This is a genomic window from Albibacillus kandeliae (genome assembly GCF_003116585.1).
GTDB lineage: Bacteria > Pseudomonadota > Alphaproteobacteria > Rhodobacterales > Rhodobacteraceae > Albibacillus > Albibacillus kandeliae.
On the sequence record NZ_QEHM01000001.1, the window covers coordinates 336,494 to 350,922 of the forward strand.

Consider the following 14,429-nt stretch of genomic DNA (forward strand, 5'->3'; position numbering starts at 1 on the left):
CCCCAATCCCCAATTTAGTAAGGCGCAAATTCATCAGGCTGCCCTCTGGCGGCCTGTCACTTTATGCGAGGAAGCACATGCAAGTCACCGAGACCCTGAATGACGGTCTGAAGCGCGGATACGCGATCACGGTTACGGCCGTCGAGCTGGACGAGAAGGTCAACGAGAAACTGGCCGAAGCGCAACCCGAGATCGAAATGAAGGGTTTCCGCAAGGGCAAGGTTCCGATGCCGCTGCTGAAGAAGCAGTTTGGCCAGCGCCTGCTGGGCGAAGCCATGCAGGAAACCATCGACGGCGCAATGTCCAAGCACTTCGAGGACAGCGGCGACCGTCCGGCCATGCAGCCCGAGGTCAAGATGACCAACGAGGACTGGAAAGAAGGCGACGACGTGCAGGTCGAACTGACCTACGAAGCGCTGCCGGAAATCCCGGAAGTCGACCTGAAGTCGGTCAAGCTGGAAAAGCTGGTCGTCAAGGCCGAGGACAAGGACATCGACGAAGCTCTCTCCAACCTGGCTGAATCGGCTCAGGACTTCGAGGCGCGTGCCGAAGGCGAAGCCGCCGAGAATGGCGACCAGGTCGTGTTCGACTTCGTGGGCAAGGTCGACGGCGAAGCCTTCGAAGGCGGCAGCGCCGAAGACTACCCGCTGGTGCTCGGCTCGGGCCAGTTCATCCCCGGTTTCGAAGAGCAGCTGGTGGGCGTCAAGGCCGGCGAAGAGAAAGCCGTGACCGTGACCTTCCCCGAGGAATACGGCGCCGCGCACCTCGCCGGCAAGGAAGCCGTGTTCGATTGCACCGTCAAGGAAGTGAAGGCGCCCAAGGCTGCCGAGATCGACGACGAGCTGGCCAAGAAGTTCGGCGCCGAAGACCTCGCGACCCTGAAGGGTCAGGTTGTCGAGCGTCTGGAAGCCGAGTACGCCGGTGCCGCCCGCGCGGTCCAGAAGCGTGCCCTGCTCGACGCGCTGGACGGTCTGGTCAGCTTTGACCTGCCGCCGAGCCTGGTCGATGCGGAAGCAAGCCAGATCGCGCACCAGCTGTGGCACGAAGAAAACCCGGACGTGCACGACCACAACCACGGTTCGATCGAGACCACCGACGAGCACAAGAAGCTGGCCGAGCGCCGCGTGCGCCTTGGCCTCCTGCTCGCCGATCTGGGCCAGAAGGCCGAGGTCGAAGTGACCGATGCGGAAATGACCCAGGCGATCATGGGCCAGGCACGCCAGTACCCGGGCCAGGAGCGTCAGTTCTTTGAATTCGTTCAGAAGAACCCGCAGATGCAGCAGCAGCTGCGTGCTCCGATCTTCGAGGACAAGGTCGTCGACTACGTCTTCGAACTGGCAGAAGTGACCGAGAAGCCGATCTCGAAAGAAGATCTGCAGAAGGCCGTTGAAGCCCTGGAAGACGAATAAGGCGGGTCAGACACCCTCCGAAATCACGAAGGCCGCCCATTGGGCGGCCTTTTTCGTTGTCGGGGACTTGGTTGGAGAGCCGTCCGGGCTCAGGACCGCAGGCCGGTCTCCTGCAGCATGCCGCGCCGCTTGGCTTCGTAGTAGTAGCCGCTGGCATAGTGACGGACCGCGGTGTCATAGCTCCCGTCCGACAGCAGCCAGGCGCCGCGCAGGTACTTTACCGCGTATTTCAAGTTGGTCTCGGCATCGAGCAGGTCTTCGGGATTGCCACGGAAGCCCATCGAGCGGGCGGTGGCGGGGAGGATCTGCATAAGCCCGTAGTAGGGCCTGTTCATCGCCTCTGGGCGATGGGTGCTCTCGCGGACGATGACGCGCTGCACCAGCGGCCGGGGCACCTCGTAGAGATCGGCGTACTGGTTGATCAGCGAACGCATCTCGGGGGTTTCGTTGGGGTAGAGGGGCGGTCCCGCCGTTTTTGTCTTGGCGCCGGTCTGGGCGCATGCCGAAGTCGCGAGGCTGGCGACGAGGGTGAGGGCAAAGGAACGGCGGGTAAGTGGCGACATCTATCTACCGAAAGCAGTTGAACGGGCGCAGATTACCCAGCATGCCTCTCCCGGCAAGCGCGCAGATCCCCGCTGGGCGGTCTGCCGCCGATAGATCGGGCCAAATTCGCCTATGCGCCGCCCAAAGAAAAACCGCGCCCCGAGAGGCGCGGTTCAATTCGTCTTGGAAGGGGAAGGAGATTACTCCTTCGATTCCTCTTCCGCAGCGGCCGGGGCGCTGTCGTCGTCGTCGGAGGCAGCACCACCGATATCGTCGAACAGTTCCGAGATTTCGAACTCGGCAGCGGCTTCTTCTTCGGCAGCCAGTTCCTGGATCGACTTGCCGGATGCCTGAATCTCGGCTTCTTCCGGCGAACGTGCGACGTTCAGGGTGATGACCACGGAAACTTCGGGGTGCAGCGTCACGTTGACGGGGTGCAAGCCCAGTTCCTTGATCGGCTTCTCGATGACGACCTGCTTGCGGTCGACGGTAAAGCCAGCTTCGGTTGCCGCATCGGCCGCGTCGCGGGTGGTGACCGAACCGTAGAGCGAGCCGCCGTCAGACGCCTGGCGAATCACGACGAACTGCTGTCCGTCGAGCTTGTCACCGAGGGCTTCTGCCTCTTTGCGGGTTTCCAGGTTGCGGGCTTCGAGCTGGGCTTTCTGCGCCTGGAAGTTGGCGATGTTCGCCTCCGACGCGGTCAGAGCCTTGCCCTGCAGCAGCAGGTAGTTGCGCGCATAGCCGGGCTTGACGTCGACGACGTCGCCCATCTGGCCAAGCTTGGCCACGCGTTCGAGCAGGATAACTTGCATTGCGGTCTCTCCTTACTTCACGGCGTAGGGGAGCAGGGCGAGGAAGCGGGCGCGCTTGATGGCGCGGGCCAGTTCACGCTGCTTCTTGGCCGACACTGCGGTGATGCGGCTCGGCACGATCTTGCCACGCTCGGAAATGTAGCGCTGCAGAAGGCGGGTGTCTTTGTAGTCGATCGCCGGAGCGTTGTCGCCCGAGAAGGGGCAGACCTTGCGGCGGCGGAAAAACGGTTTCGTTGCCATGGTTTAGTGTCCTTTTCCCAAGCTTGTGATCAACGGCGCTCGCGGCGCTCGCTGCGCTCGTCGCGCTTCTGCATCTGGACCGACGGGCCTTCCTTGTGCTCGTCGACCTTGATGGTCAGAACGCGCATGACGTCGTCGTGCAGGCGCATCAGGCGCTCCATTTCCTGAACGGCGGTCGCCGGGGCGTCCGAGCGCAGGAAGGCGTAGTGGCCCTTGCGGTTCTTGTTGATCTTGTAGGCCATCGTCTTGACGCCCCAGTACTCGTGATCCACGAGTTTGCCGCCGTTATCGGACAGCACGGTGCCAAAATGTTCGATGAGGCCTTCGGCTTGCGTGTTGGACAAGTCCTGACGCGCGATCATGACATGCTCGTAGAGTGGCATGTAGACTCCTGTTTCTATCAAGGCGCATTTCATAGGTGGGGCCCAAGTCCTTTTGCGGCCCCGCCACGAGAGACTGCGCGGATCGGTGAAGATGCAAAAGGAGCCGCCCATATACACGGTTTTGGCGCAGGAGCAAGCCGTCTGTCCCTGTCGCCCGTGGGCGTCACATCGGCATCGCGCGGCCGGGGGATGCAACCTGCCCGTGTAATTCCCAGAGCGCGCCCAAATCTTGACGCTTTGTTTACGTTAATCGGCATCCAAGCGGCTGGCGAGGCACCAGGTACCGGACACAGGTCCGGGTTCGATGCCATCGCCGGCACGAGTCATGAATAAGGCGAGAGAGATGAAGACGGTTCCCGGCGATTTCGAGCAAGCCACCGAGATCGAGGACAAGTATGGCGAAGAGGCGCCGGTCATGCTGCGGTTCGCGCCGAACTGGCAGCTGCGCGCGCTGATCTTCCGGGGCACCGGCGTCCTGCTGGTGCTTGGCGCCGCGGCGCTCTGGCTGCTGCCCGGCGTAGGCGGTGGCGATACCGAGATGGTGCTCTTCAAGCTCGGGATCTCGGTCATCTTCCTCTTCGCGGGCCTCGCCCTGCTGCTCCAGCATCACACAGACAATCGGCCGGACGCCTATTTCGACCCGATCCGCCACGAGGTGCGGGTGATGCAGAAGAACCGCCGTGGCCGACCCCAGGTGATCCTGCGCCGGACTTACGACAGCCTTGGCAGCGCCAGCTTCACCAACAAGTGCGTTCAGCTGTTCGACGTCGACGGCAGCCTGCTGATGCGGCTCCAGATCGACAATGCCGAGGTGCGGCATTCCCTGCGCAACCAGCTTGGCGGACGGGTCCGGCTGGCGGGCTGAGACACCAATCTCGACAGACTTCGAACGAGGCGGCAGGAATGCCGCCTTTTTCTATTTTCCAACCACTTACCTGTTCGCACGAACACAGGTCATGTGGGGTTTTGAAGAGTTGAGCGCAGGGGGTGCGCATTCTTTATTCGGGGCAATGCAGTTGCAGCATCCCAATTCAGGAGATACCCCATGAAGACACTTGCACTCGCCTCCCTGCTGGCCACCGTCGCGACCGTCGGTTTCGCCGAACCGGTCAAGTACAACCTCGACCCGAGCCACAGCCAGGTGATGTTCCACTACTCCCACCTCGGCTTCTCGACCACCTACGGCCTGTTCTCGGGCTTTGAGGGCGAGATCATGTTCGACAAGGAAGACCCGGCCGCGTCCAGCGTCACCGTCACCATCCCGGTCAACTCGCTGCTGACCGGCTGGGACGCACGATTCGAGCACTTCATGACCGACGACTTCTTCGGCGCCGAAGCGAACCCGCTGGCGACCTTCACCTCGACCGGCATCGAAGTGACCGGTGAGAACACTGGCAAGATCACCGGCGACCTCACCATCAACGGAATCACCAAGCCCCTCGTTCTGGATGCCGTTCTGAACCAGACCGGCCCGCACCCGCAGGCCGGCACCGAGTGGGCCGGGTTCTCGGCCACCGGCACCATCCTGCGTTCGGACTACGACATGGGCGCCTTCGTTCCCTACGTCAGCGACGAAGTCGAACTGAACATTTCGATCGAGGCCGGCAAGGCCGAGTGATCGGACCCGACCGATAGAGAATAAGGAACCGCCGGACCCTGTGCAGGGCCCGGCGGTTTTCTTTTGCGCGGTGGGTTCGGGTGTCAGTGCGAGGTGCGGCTGGCGGTCAGGGCGACCTTGATCGCGACCGTGAACCCGACCGACCCCTCGTCCGGCATCGACTTGCCAAGGCCAAAGTCCAGCCGGTTCACCTCTGCCTCGCCCGACATGGTCGCCGTGTCGCCGTCGATGGCCAGCGTGAAGGGCAGGGTGAGCGGAACGCTCTGCCCCTTGATCGTCAGCGGACCGGTGGCGACGTAGCCATCGGCGGTCTTCTCGATCTTGCCCGCAAACTCGGCTGTCGGGTGGTTCTCCGCATCGAAGAAGTCCGCCGCCATCGCCTGTTCGGTGACCGAGCCGAGCGTGAGCGAGGGGATGGATACGGTAACCTTGACCTCGCCCGCAGGCCCCGGGGCCACCGGTTCCTCGAAGGTGATGGCAGCGGTCCAGTCGGCAAAGCTCCCTTCGACCGGCTTGCCAAGCTGGGTCACCGTGATGCCAAGCGTACCGGTCTCGACCTGCCAGTCCATCGCGGCGGCCTCCAGCTTGGGCGCCTCGGCGGCGGTGCCGCGCACCGGCAGGTAACCGGCTGCGGCGCCGATGCCGATGGCGACGGCCCAGATGACCAGCGCGGCCGCAAACGGGGCGGGCCCGTGCGACGCTGCAACCGGGGCAGCAGCCGCGACCCGTCCGGGCAGCATCCGGCGCAGCGTGGCATCCCGGTCGATCACGTGGTGCTTGAGCGCCCCTGCGACGTGCAGGCCCACCGCGCCTCCAAGGACGTAGACCAGCACCTTGTGCAGTCCGCCGAAAAAGGCAGCGACGCCCTCGTCGGTGGGAACGAACGGCAGGCCCTGCCCGAAGGGCCACCAGATGGGTGCAAAGCCGGTCGTCGCGGCGTTGTGGATCCAGCCCGAGAGCGGCACGAGCACGAGCGAGCCGTAGAGCACCCAGTGGATCGCATGGGCGAGGAAGGCCTCGGCCTTGCGGTCAGGGTGGAGGAGGCCCGGCCGTGTCTGGCTCAGCGCCCAGAGGATTCGGGCCAGCGCGACAAAGAAGATCGCAACGCCAAGGGTCTTGTGCAGGGAAAACAGGAACACGACGGTGTCGACGCCGGTGTCAGCACCGGCGCGCAGGGACTGGGCCATCGTGTCGGCCACGAATCCCAGCGGGAACATGGTGAGAATGAGCAGGGCGATCAGCCAGTGAAAGGACTTGGCGACCGCCCCGTAGGAGGAGGAGGTGTTCGAAAGGTTCATTTGGGAACTCCGGACTGTCATGCCCCGAACCTGTGTGGCGCGGGCCCGACACTCAATCTCCCAAAGCGCGCGACCCCGCACAGGAACCGTGCGTCAGGGCAGAGCGCCCGGCCACGCTGCGCCGGGGCGTTGCCATATGCGCGGACGCGGGATATGCCACCCCAACTCACAGCAGGAGGACAGGCGATGAGCAGAGCATTGGTATTCCCCGGTCAGGGCGCGCAGGCGATCGGCATGGGACAGGCCCTGGCCGAGGCCTATCCGGCAGCGGCCGCCGTCTTTGCCGAGGTCGACGAGGCGCTTGGTGAAAAGCTCAGCGCGCTGATCTGGGAAGGCGACATCGACACGCTGACCCTGACCCAGAATGCGCAGCCCGCCCTGATGGCGACCTCGATGGCGGCCATGCGGGCGCTGGAGGCCGAGGGCTTTACGCTCGGGTCCGCCGCCTTCGTGGCCGGTCACTCTTTGGGCGAATACTCGGCGCTGGCCGCGGCGGGCAGCCTGTCTGTCGCCGATGCCGCGCGACTGCTGCGCACCCGCGGGCAGGCGATGCAGCAGGCCGTGCCCGTCGGCGTCGGCGCAATGGCCGCCGTGCTCGGGCTCGACCTCGAAACGGTTCGCGCCGTGGCCGCCGAGGCCGCCCAGGGCGAAGTCTGCGAGGCCGCCAACGACAACGATCCCGCACAGGTCGTTGTTTCCGGCCACAAGGCCGCTGTGGAACGCGCCTGCGAAATCGCCAAGGAAAAGGGCGCCAAGCGCGCGCTGCTGCTGCCGGTCAGCGCCCCGTTCCACTGCGCGCTGATGCAGCCCGCCGCCGACGTGATGGCCGAGGCGCTGGCGCAGGTCGAGATCAAGGCACCTGCTGTGCCGGTCGTGGCCAACGTGGTCGCCGCGCCGGTCAGCGCTCCCGAGGACATCCGCCGCCTTCTGGTCGAGCAGGTCACCGGCTCCGTCCGCTGGCGCGAGAGCGTCGCGGCGATGGCCGCCGCCGGGGTCGACGAGATCTGGGAGATCGGCGCAGGCAAGGCGCTCTCCGGCATGATCCGCCGGATCGAGAAGAGCATCGCCTGCAAGGCCGTCGGCACGCCGGACGAGGTCAAGGCCGCGCTGGAAGGCTGAGCCTTCGCCGTTTCAGGCGCTCTCGGCCGTCTGCTCGGGGGCGATCTGGCGCAACAGCATCCAGCGGATGTGGTCGGCATCGTCGCTCGGCAGCACTTCGATCATGTTAAGCCCTGCCTTGCGCAGGGCTTCTCGTTTCACGGCATCGCGCATGAACGCGTTTTGCAGGTGATGGCCGGTGCCCTGATACTCGATAGCGGCCGCGAGATAGCCCTCCCGGTCGATCACTGCGATGTCCAGACGCTTGGAATTGATCGAGGCATGGGCGTCCCTTTCCAGCGTCGGTTCCTTTGCCTCCGCCCTGATGACCTCGCCCAGGCTGACCTGCGCCATGACCCGAAATCCTCTGTTCAGATCATGGCAGACCCGTTCGACGGCTTCGAACACGCGGTACTCCTCCCGGTTCAGCAGCGGGCGCTTGCGAAACTCCGCCTGCCGGACGATCGACTGCTGATAGGCGGGGTCCGCGAGCGATTTCGATTTCGCGTTGGTATATGAAGTCGGGCGGAAACGCTTGGACGTCGAATAGCTCTTGGAGGCCGTGGTACCATTAGACCTGCGCCCCCCGGACCGCCGCCGGACAACAGACATGACGGCCAGCGCGGAAAGGAACACGGCGATCAGACCGAGGACGATCAACTCGTCGATCGTGCCCCTCGAACTGCCGGGCAAAAGGGCCTTCAGCAGGCCCGATCCGCTCTCGCGTGCTTCTACCGTCTTCCACATGGCAAAACCTGTTTCTTGAAAACCGGGGTTCAGGGTGCAATACGCAGGGGAATACAGAACAAATCGGGTCATTTTGGGGCCTGATCGTGGAACGAGGACAAACCCATGTTCGATCTGACAGGTAAATGCGCGCTGATTACCGGCGCGTCGGGCGGAATCGGGGGCGAGATCGCCAAGGCGCTGCATGCGGCCGGGGCCACGGTGGGGCTTTCGGGCACCCGGGTGGAGCCGCTGGAGGCGCTGGCGGCCGAACTGGGCGAGCGCGCCCATGTGCTGCCCTGCAACCTCTCCGACGCCGAGGCCGTGGCGGCGCTGCCCAAGCAGGCCGCCGACGCGATGGGCGCGGTCGACATCCTGGTGAACAACGCCGGCATCACCCGTGACAACCTGTTCATGCGGATGTCCGACGACGAATGGCAGAGCGTCATCGACGTGAACCTCACCTCGACCTTCAAGCTCTGCAAGGGCGTGCTGCGCGGCATGATGAAGGCCCGCTGGGGTCGCATCATCAACATCTCCTCGGTGGTCGGCGCCACCGGCAACCCGGGGCAGGGCAACTACGCCGCCTCCAAGGCCGGGATGATCGGCATGTCCAAGTCGCTGGCCTACGAGGTGGCGAGCCGGGGGATCACGGTGAACGCCGTGGCGCCGGGTTTCATCACCACCGCGATGACCGACAAGCTGACCGACGACCAGAAATCGGGTATCCTCACGCAGGTTCCCGCCGGCCGGATGGGAGAGGCCAACGAGATCGCCGCCGCAGTGCTGTATCTTGCCAGTCCCGAGGCCGCTTACGTCACCGGTTCGACCTTGCATGTGAACGGCGGTATGGCCATGTTCTAGGCCGTGAGGGGGCCATCGGGAAAGCGTTTGCCAATGTCGATCTCTGTGCTATAGGCGGCGCAGATTTCGAAGGCAGGCTCTTGACTTTGCCCTGTCTGGCCCCGGATACCGGGAACGAACTGCTCCAATCGGGGCGAATCCAAACCCACCCCGAGAGGGAACGGGCAGATCAGGGCACAACGCCCGCGAATGAATGAGGAACGGACATGAGCGACGTCGCAGACCGCGTTAAGAAAATCGTTGTCGAACACCTGGGTGTCGAAGAAGACAAGGTCACCGAAAACGCATCCTTCATCGACGATCTGGGCGCAGACAGCCTGGACACCGTCGAGCTGGTGATGGCCTTCGAAGAAGAGTTCGGTATCGAAATTCCGGATGACGCGGCCGAAACCATCCAGACCTTCGGCGACGCTGTGAAGTTCATCCAGGAAGCTTCCTGATCCACTTCGTCAGTTGAACGTCAAAGCGGCGCCCTCCGGCAAGGAGGCGCCGCTTTTTCTTTTTTTCACCGGCAAGGTCTTGCCACCGGGGACCCCTGCCTGCCACAGATTGGTCCGAGGCAGGAATACAGGACGGGCGCGCAATGATCCGATCCACCCCGAACATCAACACGTCGCGGCTGGCGCTGCGGGGCATGCGGCCCGAGGACTTCGACCGCTATGCCGAGATCTGGTCGATGCCGGACGTCGTCCGCAACATCGGCGGCGCCCCCTGGGACCGCAGGCGCGCTTGGGAATCCTTCCTGCGCAACGCCGGGCACTGGCAGATGACGGGCTTTGGCCAATGGGCGGTGATCGACCTGAGAAGCCGGACGATGATCGGCCAGGTCGGGTTCTTCTACGGCAGCCAGGAACTGGGGGACGATTTCGACAGCTTTCCGCAGGCGGGCTGGCTGCTGGTCCCCGAAGCGCAGGGCAACGGGTTCGCGCTCGAAGCGGCCCGCGCGGCCCATGACTGGTTCGACAGGGTCATCCCCGGCAAGCTGGTGGCGCGTATCTCGGGCGGCAATGCCCCGTCGCTGAGGCTGGCCGACCAGCTTGGCTACCGCGAGATCCGCCGCATCGACGATCCTGACGGCGACCTCGTGCTGCTGCGCCGCGATGGCCCACCGGGCAACCGCTAGGGCAGGCGAGCACTGCCGGTGAAGGTTACGAAATCTTAAACATTGGCCCGTCCGACTGTGCTATGATCGCCTGCGTCGATCATGGACAAGAGGGAGGTCCTGGCCATGTTGATCTATCCGACCATCGAAATTCAGGACGGCCGCTGCGTCTCGCTGGACAAGGGGCGGCTGGACGAGCCGCTGATCTGGCACGTCGATCCCGTGGGCATGGCCCAGAGCTTTGCCAAGGCCGGGGCCGAGTGGATGCACCTGACGGATGTCGATGGCATCACCGGCAACGCACGCAACGCGGAACTGGTCGAAACCATCATCCGCAAGGCGGGCATTCCGGTGCAGCTGGGCGGCGGCTTTCGCAGCCGCGACGGCGTGGAGCGGTGGATCGACAAGGGCGCAGGCCGCATCGTGATCGGCACCCTGGCCGCGCAGGAGCCGGACATCGTCAAGCAATTGGCCAAGTACCACCCTGACCAGATCGTGCTCGCACTCGATGTCTGGAACGGCCACGTGATGATCGACGGCTGGCGCCGTCAGAGCGCGATCACCCCCGAGGATTTCATCGCCGAGTTCGAGGATGTCCCGCTTGCCGCGATCATCATCACCGATATCGACAGCGATATCGACGCGGTGGATGGTCGGCTCGGCGTGATCTCGGGCCTCGCGGCGCATTCGCGTACGCCGGTGATCGCCAGCGGCGTGGTGCGCACGGTGGACGATATCGCGCGGCTGAAATACATTCCCAACATCTCCGGGGCGCTGGTCGGGCGCGCGTTGTTCCGCAAGACCGTGGAACTGGGCGCGGCACTGCTCGAGGCGCGCCGTGGTCCCGAGAAAGTTGCGGAATTCATCTGATACATGACGACACTAAGTGAACTGCTGGGCGGCGCGGGCGCGCCGGAAACCTTCCTCGGCCTGCCAAAGGCGGCGGACGCGGGGCAGGGTGACATCGTGATCCTCGGCGCCGATTGCGCGACGCCCTACGCCAGTGTCGGCGCCTACTGCGCGGGCGGGGCCGACGCCATCCGCGCAGGCTCGGCCGATTACATGGGCGACCGGGCGCGGATCAACTTCGACCTCGGCACCTCCATGTTCCCCGAGGGGGTGCAGGTCGTCGACGCGGGCAACCTGCCCACCGATGCGCAGAACGCCGAAGGCAACCGGGCCCGCATCCGGCAGGCCATTGCCGAGGTCGTGGACGCCGACGCGGTGCCGGTCCTGCTGGGCGGCGACGATTCCCTGCCCATTCCCATGCTCGAGGCGCTGGCGCCCCGCGGGCCGCTGACCATCCTCCAGATCGACGCCCATATCGACTGGCGCGACGATGTCGGGGGCGAACGCTGGGGCCTCAGCTCCACCATGCGCCGCGCCAGCGAGATGGCGCATGTCGAGCGGATCATCCAGGTGGGCGCGCGCGGTGTCGGCTCGGCCGGACCGGCCGACCTCGCGGCAGCGCGGGCCTGGGGCGCGACGATCGTGCCCGCGGTCGAGTTGGAGACCGGCGGGCTTCAGGCCGCGCTGGACCTGATCCCGGAGGGCGCGCAGGTGGTTGTCTGTTTCGACTGCGATGCGCTGGACCCCTCGATCATGCCTGCGGTCATCGCGCCGACGAACGGCGGGCTGAGCTATGGACAGGCGCTGACGCTGATCCGAGGGGCCGCCGCGCGCGGCCGGATCGTGGCCTTCGACATGGTCGAGTTCATGCCCGCGAACGACAGGGACGGGGTCGGCGCACGGACCGCGGCACAGCTTCTGACCTCGGTTTTGGGAATTATTGCGGGACAGGTGGCGTGATCGTGCTGGGTTAAGACGGCTTGCGCCCTTGCCCCGGTCCCCCGGTGCAGGGTAATAGCGGTTCGCAATTGAATACTCGCAAGCAGAGTTTAACGGGCAGAAGGGCAGTTCATGCGCAGAGTCGTCGTAACGGGATTGGGTCTGGTCACACCGCTGGCAGACGGGGTGGAGGCAAGCTGGTCGCGGCTGCTGGACGGGCAGTCGGGCGCTGGCCCGATCACCCAGTTCGATCCGGAAGGTCTGGCAACCACCTATGCCTGCGAAGTGCCGCGCGGCGACGGTGCCGACGGAACCTTCAATCCGGACGCCTACATGGAGCCGAAGGAACAGCGCAAGGTCGATACCTTCATCCTGTTCGGCGTGGCGGCGGCCCAGCAGGCCGTCGAGGACTCCGGCTGGAAGCCCGAGAGCGACGAGGACTTCTATCGCACCGGCGTCCTCATCGGCTCGGGCATCGGTGGCCTGAACTCCATCGCCAACACCGCCGTCATGATGGAAGAAAAGGGCCCCCGCCGGGTGAGCCCCTTCTTCGTGCCGGGCGCGCTGATCAACCTGATCTCGGGGCAGGTCAGCATCAAGTACGGCTTCAAGGGCCCCAACCACTCGGTGGTCACGGCCTGCTCGACCGGCGCGCACGCCATCGGCGACGCGGCCCGCATCATCATGCTGGGCGACGCGGACGTCATGGTTGCAGGCGGCGCCGAGGCGGCGATCTGCAAGATCGGCATCGCGGGCTTCAACGCCTGCAAGGCCCTGTCGACCAAACGTGCCGATGACCCGACCAAAGCCAGCCGCCCCTACGACGCGGACCGCGACGGTTTCGTCATGGGCGAGGGCGCGGGCATCGTCGTTCTGGAAGAATACGAGCACGCCAAGGCACGTGGCGCCAAGATCTACGCCGAGGTGCTGGGCTACGGCATGTCGGGCGACGCCTACCACATCACCGCCCCCTCCGAGGATGGCGACGGTGCCGAACGCTCGATGCGCGCAGCGCTGCGCTCGGCCGGGCTGGAGCCGTCTGCGGTCGACTACATCAACGCGCACGGCACCTCGACGATGGCCGACACCATCGAACTGGGCGCCGTGGAGCGCCTGCTGGGCAACCACGCCAGCAATGTAACCATGTCGTCGACCAAGTCGGCCACCGGGCACCTGCTGGGCGCGGCCGGGGCAATCGAGGCGATCTTCTCGATCCTCGCCATCCGTGACCAGGTGGCGCCGCCGACGATCAACCTCGACAACCCGGCGGTGGAAACCCCGGTCGATCTGGCGCCCAACGCCAAGCGCGAGCGCAAGATCGACGTGGCCCTGTCGAACTCCTTCGGCTTTGGCGGCACTAACGCCAGCGTCATCTTCGGAAAGCCCAGCTGATGTGGCGCAGCCTGGCCTCCAACATGCTTACCTTCCTGGTGGTCGGGCTGTTCCTGATTGGCGGCGCGATCCTCTGGGGGCAGTCCCAGTACACCGCCGAGGGCCCGCTGGACGAGGCGATCTGCCTGCGCGTCCAGTCGGGCTCGAACATGGGTAAGGTCAGTCTGAACCTGGCCGAGGAGGGCGCGGTCTCCAACGCTTCGATCTTCCGGATCGGCGCGAACTATTCTGAGAAGTCCAGCCAGCTCAAGGCCGGCAGCTTCCTGATCGAGCCGCACTCCTCGATGTCCGAGATCGTTGACCAGATCACCCGCAGCGGCGCCAGTACCTGCGGCACCGAGATCGTTCTGCGCGTCGGGGTAAACCACCTCGAGACGCAGGTCCGCGAACTGGACCCGTCGACCAACGAATTCACCGTAACCGCCGAGTTCGACCCGGCAGTGGACGAAACCCCGGCACTCTACACCGAGAAGGCCGCCGAGGCCGACACCCGGTTCCGCATCTCGCTGGCCGAGGGCGTGACCAGCTGGCAGATCGTCGAGGGGCTCAAGCAGATGCCGATCCTCGAAGGCGAGATCGCCACTGTGCCGCCCGAGGGGACCCTGGCCCCGGACAGCTACGAGGTCATCAAGGGCGCCTCGCGGCAGGAACTGCTCGACAAGATGGCCGCCTCGCAGAGCAAGCGCCTCGCCGATGCCTGGGAGTCGCGTGATGACGGGCTGCCGCTGGAAAGCGCGCAGGAACTGCTGATCCTTGCCTCGATCATCGAGAAGGAAACCGGGATCCCGGAAGAGCGGCGCGACGTCGCCAGCGTCTTCGTGAACCGTCTCAAGCAGGGCATGCGACTGCAGACCGACCCGACGGTGATCTACGGGATCACCAAGGGGCAGGGCGTGCTGGGCCGTGGCCTGCGCCAGAGCGAGCTGCGCGGCGTGACGCCGTGGAACACCTATGTGATCGAGGGGCTGCCGCCCACGCCGATTGCCAGCCCGGGCGCGGCCAGCCTCGAGGCAGCAGCGCATCCGGCGGCGACCGACTTCGTGTTCTTCGTGGCGGACGGCAGCGGCGGTCACGCGTTCTCGTCGACTCTGGAAGAGCACAATCGCAATGTCGCCAAGTGGCGTCGGATCGAAGCGGAGAAGGCCAACAACTGACG

At 65.0% G+C, this 14,429-nt stretch carries 17 protein-coding genes; 11 read left to right on the forward strand and 6 right to left on the reverse strand.

Annotated features, from left to right (window positions below; translation table 11 throughout):
* The first annotated feature begins 77 nt into the window (after positions 1-77).
* Complete coding sequence (gene tig, locus DDT93_RS01590; RefSeq protein WP_109464037.1) at positions 78-1,409, forward strand: trigger factor; 1,332 nt, start codon at positions 78-80, stop codon at positions 1,407-1,409.
* Between the two features lie 89 nt (positions 1,410-1,498).
* On the opposite strand, the gene DDT93_RS01595 is transcribed toward tig, so the two are convergent.
* The 4 genes from DDT93_RS01595 to rpsF all read right to left on the reverse strand — a co-directional run bounded on the left by DDT93_RS01595 (position 1,499) and on the right by rpsF (position 3,387).
* Positions 1,499-1,972, reverse strand: a complete 474-nt coding sequence (locus tag DDT93_RS01595) for a transglycosylase SLT domain-containing protein (RefSeq protein ID WP_109464038.1) — start codon at positions 1,970-1,972, stop codon at positions 1,499-1,501.
* A 180-nt stretch (positions 1,973-2,152) separates the two neighbouring features.
* On the reverse strand, positions 2,153-2,764 hold the full coding sequence (rplI, locus tag DDT93_RS01600; RefSeq protein WP_109464039.1) for a 50S ribosomal protein L9: 612 nt from the start codon (positions 2,762-2,764) through the stop codon (positions 2,153-2,155).
* 12 nt (positions 2,765-2,776) lie between these two features.
* Positions 2,777-3,004, reverse strand: coding sequence for a 30S ribosomal protein S18 (rpsR, locus tag DDT93_RS01605; protein WP_025061827.1), 228 nt, complete (start codon positions 3,002-3,004; stop codon positions 2,777-2,779).
* Positions 3,005-3,033: 29 nt separating this feature from the next.
* Positions 3,034-3,387, reverse strand: a complete 354-nt coding sequence (rpsF, locus tag DDT93_RS01610) for a 30S ribosomal protein S6 (RefSeq protein ID WP_109464040.1) — start codon at positions 3,385-3,387, stop codon at positions 3,034-3,036.
* Positions 3,388-3,730: 343 nt separating this feature from the next.
* On the opposite strand from rpsF, the gene DDT93_RS01615 reads away from it, so the two are divergent.
* Together DDT93_RS01615 and DDT93_RS01620 are read left to right on the forward strand one after the other, a co-directional pair.
* Positions 3,731-4,252 carry a hypothetical protein gene (locus tag DDT93_RS01615; protein ID WP_109464041.1) on the forward strand — a complete coding sequence of 174 codons (522 nt, stop codon included), beginning with the start codon at positions 3,731-3,733 and terminating at the stop codon, positions 4,250-4,252.
* Positions 4,253-4,432: 180 nt separating this feature from the next.
* Entirely contained in the window at positions 4,433-5,005 is a 573-nt protein-coding gene (locus DDT93_RS01620) for a YceI family protein (protein ID WP_109464042.1), read from the forward strand.
* Between the two features lie 83 nt (positions 5,006-5,088).
* On the opposite strand, the gene DDT93_RS01625 is transcribed toward DDT93_RS01620, so the two are convergent.
* Positions 5,089-6,303 carry a cytochrome b/b6 domain-containing protein gene (locus tag DDT93_RS01625; protein ID WP_109464043.1) on the reverse strand — a complete coding sequence of 405 codons (1,215 nt, stop codon included), beginning with the start codon at positions 6,301-6,303 and terminating at the stop codon, positions 5,089-5,091.
* Positions 6,304-6,489: 186 nt separating this feature from the next.
* Here DDT93_RS01625 and fabD point away from each other — a divergent pair, with 186 nt between their 5' ends.
* Positions 6,490-7,422 carry an ACP S-malonyltransferase gene (fabD, locus tag DDT93_RS01630; RefSeq protein WP_109464044.1) on the forward strand — a complete coding sequence of 311 codons (933 nt, stop codon included), beginning with the start codon at positions 6,490-6,492 and terminating at the stop codon, positions 7,420-7,422.
* A gap of 12 nt (positions 7,423-7,434) precedes the next feature.
* On the opposite strand, the gene DDT93_RS01635 is transcribed toward fabD, so the two are convergent.
* Positions 7,435-8,220, reverse strand: coding sequence for a DUF2726 domain-containing protein (locus tag DDT93_RS01635; RefSeq protein WP_157960067.1), 786 nt, complete (start codon positions 8,218-8,220; stop codon positions 7,435-7,437).
* Between the two features lie 33 nt (positions 8,221-8,253).
* Between DDT93_RS01635 and fabG the strand changes: the two genes are divergently transcribed.
* The 7 genes from fabG to mltG all read left to right on the forward strand — a co-directional run bounded on the left by fabG (position 8,254) and on the right by mltG (position 14,427).
* Complete coding sequence (gene fabG / locus DDT93_RS01640; protein ID WP_109464045.1) at positions 8,254-8,991, forward strand: 3-oxoacyl-ACP reductase FabG; 738 nt, start codon at positions 8,254-8,256, stop codon at positions 8,989-8,991.
* 206 nt (positions 8,992-9,197) lie between these two features.
* Positions 9,198-9,431, forward strand: a complete 234-nt coding sequence (locus DDT93_RS01645) for an acyl carrier protein (protein ID WP_109464046.1) — start codon at positions 9,198-9,200, stop codon at positions 9,429-9,431.
* Between the two features lie 143 nt (positions 9,432-9,574).
* Entirely contained in the window at positions 9,575-10,114 is a 540-nt protein-coding gene (locus DDT93_RS01650) for a GNAT family N-acetyltransferase (protein ID WP_109464047.1), read from the forward strand.
* A gap of 105 nt (positions 10,115-10,219) precedes the next feature.
* Positions 10,220-10,963, forward strand: coding sequence for a 1-(5-phosphoribosyl)-5-[(5-phosphoribosylamino)methylideneamino]imidazole-4-carboxamide isomerase (locus tag DDT93_RS01655; protein ID WP_109464048.1), 744 nt, complete (start codon positions 10,220-10,222; stop codon positions 10,961-10,963).
* Between the two features lie 3 nt (positions 10,964-10,966).
* Positions 10,967-11,902: an arginase family protein gene (locus tag DDT93_RS01660; protein ID WP_109464049.1), complete on the forward strand. Its 936-nt coding sequence runs from the start codon at positions 10,967-10,969 to the stop codon at positions 11,900-11,902.
* A 111-nt stretch (positions 11,903-12,013) separates the two neighbouring features.
* Complete coding sequence (fabF, locus tag DDT93_RS01665; RefSeq protein ID WP_109464050.1) at positions 12,014-13,273, forward strand: beta-ketoacyl-ACP synthase II; 1,260 nt, start codon at positions 12,014-12,016, stop codon at positions 13,271-13,273.
* A complete protein-coding gene (gene mltG / locus DDT93_RS01670) occupies positions 13,273-14,427 on the forward strand; it encodes an endolytic transglycosylase MltG (protein ID WP_109464051.1) in 1,155 nt (384 codons plus the stop codon). Before fabF ends, mltG begins: the two co-directional genes overlap by 1 nt.
* The last annotated feature ends 2 nt before the right edge of the window (positions 14,428-14,429 follow it).

Coding starts and splice junctions, on each gene's coding strand:
- tig (WP_109464037.1), top strand. CDS start 78: ATGCAAGTCACCGAGACCCTGAATGACGGTCTGAAGCGCGGATACGCG.
- DDT93_RS01595 (WP_109464038.1), bottom strand. CDS start 1,972: ATGTCGCCACTTACCCGCCGTTCCTTTGCCCTCACCCTCGTCGCCAGC.
- rplI (WP_109464039.1), bottom strand. CDS start 2,764: ATGCAAGTTATCCTGCTCGAACGCGTGGCCAAGCTTGGCCAGATGGGC.
- rpsR (WP_025061827.1), bottom strand. CDS start 3,004: ATGGCAACGAAACCGTTTTTCCGCCGCCGCAAGGTCTGCCCCTTCTCG.
- rpsF (WP_109464040.1), bottom strand. CDS start 3,387: ATGCCACTCTACGAGCATGTCATGATCGCGCGTCAGGACTTGTCCAAC.
- DDT93_RS01615 (WP_109464041.1), top strand. CDS start 3,731: ATGAAGACGGTTCCCGGCGATTTCGAGCAAGCCACCGAGATCGAGGAC.
- DDT93_RS01620 (WP_109464042.1), top strand. CDS start 4,433: ATGAAGACACTTGCACTCGCCTCCCTGCTGGCCACCGTCGCGACCGTC.
- DDT93_RS01625 (WP_109464043.1), bottom strand. CDS start 6,303: ATGAACCTTTCGAACACCTCCTCCTCCTACGGGGCGGTCGCCAAGTCC.
- fabD (WP_109464044.1), top strand. CDS start 6,490: ATGAGCAGAGCATTGGTATTCCCCGGTCAGGGCGCGCAGGCGATCGGC.
- DDT93_RS01635 (WP_157960067.1), bottom strand. CDS start 8,220: ATGACCCGATTTGTTCTGTATTCCCCTGCGTATTGCACCCTGAACCCC.
- fabG (WP_109464045.1), top strand. CDS start 8,254: ATGTTCGATCTGACAGGTAAATGCGCGCTGATTACCGGCGCGTCGGGC.
- DDT93_RS01645 (WP_109464046.1), top strand. CDS start 9,198: ATGAGCGACGTCGCAGACCGCGTTAAGAAAATCGTTGTCGAACACCTG.
- DDT93_RS01650 (WP_109464047.1), top strand. CDS start 9,575: ATGATCCGATCCACCCCGAACATCAACACGTCGCGGCTGGCGCTGCGG.
- DDT93_RS01655 (WP_109464048.1), top strand. CDS start 10,220: ATGTTGATCTATCCGACCATCGAAATTCAGGACGGCCGCTGCGTCTCG.
- DDT93_RS01660 (WP_109464049.1), top strand. CDS start 10,967: ATGACGACACTAAGTGAACTGCTGGGCGGCGCGGGCGCGCCGGAAACC.
- fabF (WP_109464050.1), top strand. CDS start 12,014: ATGCGCAGAGTCGTCGTAACGGGATTGGGTCTGGTCACACCGCTGGCA.
- mltG (WP_109464051.1), top strand. CDS start 13,273: ATGTGGCGCAGCCTGGCCTCCAACATGCTTACCTTCCTGGTGGTCGGG.